Below are 786 nucleotides of genomic sequence, written 5' to 3' on the forward strand. Positions count from 1 at the left end.
CACAAAGCAATCTGATTATAACGTTGAGACGTAAAAAAGACGGTGCTAATCGCATCTTGATTTTACTGAAATTTAAGCAAAGATTTCACTATTCATTAGGCCTAAGTTGCATTACTTTATAAGTAGATTTATTTATAAAACCCATACTTTTTGGGAGGGAACTATGATTAACATTGCTTTTTTTAGTGCAAAATCCTACGACGAAGCCTCTTTTAATAAAGTTAAGAACAATCGCGACTTCGAATTTCACTATCACGACTTTCGACTCACCGAAAAAAACGCAAAAATGGCGCACGGTTGTGACGTGGTGTGCGCTTTCGTCAATGATGATCTTTCTGCTCCCGTTCTAAAACAACTTTCTTTGGGTGGAACAAAACTCATTGCGATGCGTTGTGCTGGCTTCGATAAAGTAGATCAACAAGCGGCTAAAGAGCTTGGCCTTCAAGTTGTGCGAGTGCCTGCATACTCTCCCGAAGCGGTCGCCGAGCATACCGTCGGTTTGATGATGTGTTTGAATCGTCGTCTCCACAAAGCGTATCAACGCACCCGTGATGCCAACTTCTCTTTAGAAGGATTAGTTGGCTTCAACTTTTTCGGCAAAACCGTTGGCGTTATCGGCACAGGCAAGATTGGTATCGCCACGATGCGAATCTTTAAAGGCTTAGGGATGGAACTGCTTTGCTACGACCCTTACGAAAATCCTCTGGCTTTAGAAATGGGAGCACGATACTGCTCTCTTGAAGAGATTTACGCCAATGCAGATGTTATCTCTCTTCACTGTCCAAT

1 protein-coding gene is annotated in these 786 nt (G+C 42.5%); it reads left to right on the plus strand.

Annotated features, from left to right (window positions below; translation table 11 throughout):
• Positions 1–163: 163 nt before the first annotated feature.
• Positions 164–786, plus strand: a 623-nt coding sequence (locus R7O13_RS26135) for an NAD(P)-dependent oxidoreductase (protein WP_318305109.1), incomplete at its 3' end; no start/stop codon positions are given.

Source organism: Vibrio sp. Y176 (assembly GCF_033438945.1).